Source organism: Haladaptatus sp., from assembly GCF_049589095.1.
Classification (GTDB): domain Archaea; phylum Halobacteriota; class Halobacteria; order Halobacteriales; family Haladaptataceae; genus Haladaptatus.
Window position 1 is genome coordinate 1 of record NZ_JBAWAC010000345.1, and the last position, 2188, is coordinate 2188.

2 protein-coding genes are annotated in these 2188 nt (G+C 60.4%); one reads left to right on the plus strand and one right to left on the minus strand.

Translation table 11 applies throughout. The features are described from left to right. Positions 1-202: 202 nt before the first annotated feature. Positions 203-898, minus strand: a complete 696-nt coding sequence (locus WBV42_RS10970; RefSeq protein WP_423986063.1) for a hypothetical protein — start codon at positions 896-898, stop codon at positions 203-205. Positions 899-1142: 244 nt separating this feature from the next. Here WBV42_RS10970 and WBV42_RS10975 point away from each other — a divergent pair. Then, positions 1143-2188: DNA topoisomerase VI subunit B (locus tag WBV42_RS10975; RefSeq protein WP_423986064.1), on the plus strand; the 1046-nt coding region annotated here is incomplete at its 3' end.

A 2188-nucleotide genomic window follows, 5' to 3' on the forward strand; every position in this document is an offset into this window, starting at 1 on the left:
GAGTCGGTAGAACCGATATACATCGCTGGGCGTTTTCGAACGGCTTCGAGCCCTTCGAGAACTTGAATCTGCCCAGCACTATACTCATTTCCGTCGCTCATAAATTCTGATTTTTAGTAGGCAGGCACCACTGATAAAGTTCACGCACGCGCGCGTAGAGCAGAGTAAAATTATCCGACACACCGGATTTATCCCACGCCACTCAGGAGATAGAAAGTGAGATCCGCCACGTCGATTTCGCGTCGTTTCGCCGGAAGACACGAGCAAACTCGTACGTTCCCCGAGGGAGACAGGACGTGTTTTCTGGATGGTTCCATAGTTGATACGTTTTCTCCCACGTCCCCCCACTCGGAACCGTGATCGACCGTTCCTGATCGGGAACACCTCGTTCGAGCACGCGCGCGTCAGGTCGCCAACAGTCCCAACAGTCGTCCGTCCGCGTCCAGTTCGTCCCCTCGCCGACCAGCAACGCCCGAGCAGTTCCCGACGATTTCGTTCCGGTGACGAGGTCCAACCCGCGCGGCCGGTCGTACGAGAGGGTCACGGATTCCGACGACCGATTCCGGAGCGAGAGGACCAGTTCGGCGGTATGCGCGTGGGTGATTTTCGACTTCCGGAGCGAGAGCGACCCGGTGATACCTCCGGTTTCGAACGAACCGGCGTCGGCCACCGTGACGACGCGAACCGTTCCCGATGCGGACGATGTCGTGGTCACACCCTGGTTTCGGGTCGTTTCGGTAGTCGAGTTCGTTTCCGTCGTTCGCGTCCCATCGGTCGTACCAGCGGCGGTCGAATCCGACGCGGTCGACGTAGTCGACGTGTCGGATGACTGGCCGAGACACCCCGCAAACGCACCGGTGCCAGCCACCCCCGCGAGGATGAATCGTCGGCGATGCATACGGAACGTCTCGCATTCCACGGATAAAATCACGGTGATGACTCAAATGCCCCTTTGACCGATGGTCCCCACAATCGAACGACGAAAACCGCATCCGGGCGACTCGAAACATCCCCGTTTCGTACCCGCTGAAATCCCCAACCGTCGAAAAACACGGCGTAACCGCCTCTCCGCGTTCACTTTCACTTTCACTCCGCACCATCGGCGCAGTTTTAACGTTCCCGCCGATAAATACTGGCGAAGAATGCCTTCGATGCAGTCTACGCTCGGCGACGAGGGGATCGCCGAAGAGTTGGCCGAAAGCCAGCGACAGATCTCCATCGCCGAGTTCTTTGAGAAGAACAAGCATATGCTCGGCTTCGACAGCGGTGCCCGGGGGATGGTCACCGCCGTCAAAGAGGCGGTCGACAACGCCCTCGACGCCTCAGAAGAAGCCCGATTGAAGCCGTTCGTCCGCGTGAAAATCGAGGAGGTCGGCGACTACTATCGTCTCATCGTCGAGGATGAGGGTCCGGGGATCACCCGCGAGCAGATCCCGAAAGTGTTCGGGAAACTGCTCTACGGGTCGCGCTTCCACAAGCGCGAGCAATCCCGTGGCCAGCAGGGTATCGGTATCTCGGCCGCCGTCCTCTACTCCCAATTGACCAGCGGGAAACCCGCGAAGATCACGAGTAAGCCGAAGGGGAGCGACCGACAGCGTTACTTCGAACTCATCATCGACACCGACGAGAACGAACCCGAGATCCAGACCGAATCCGACACGCCGCCGGTCGGCCGCGAACTCGTCGGAACGCACGGCACACGTATCGAACTGGAGATGGAAGCGAACATGCGCGCCCGCCAGCAACTCCTCCGATACATCAAACACACCGCCGTCGTCAACCCGCACGCGAAGATCGTCTTCGAGGAACCCGGGATGGACAACGGGGAGGAGATGGTGTTCGAACGTGCCGAGGGGGCCAGCCTCCCCACCGAAACCGAGGAGATCCGCCCGCATCCACACGGCGTCGAACTCGGGACGCTCCTGAAGATGCTCAGCGCGACCGACTCCCACAGCATCTCGGGCTTCCTCCAGGAGGAGTTCACCCGTGTCGGAAAGAAGACGGCCGAGAACGTCATCGAGAACTTCCGCGACCTCCACTTCGGCCGCGAGGCGGCATGGCGACCCCCGCAGGCACACGAGGAAGTCGACCTCGAATCGGCCATCGAGGAGGCCGTCGCGAACAAGGGTGCCGACGCCACCGCTTCCTTCGCGGGGAACGTCGTGGTGCGAGTCGAGGAGAACGAGCG

What these genes read in the sequence shown, in the direction of transcription:
- WBV42_RS10970 (WP_423986063.1), bottom strand. Translation starts at nt 898, where the DNA reads ATGCATCGCCGACGATTCATCCTCGCGGGGGTGGCTGGCACCGGTGCG.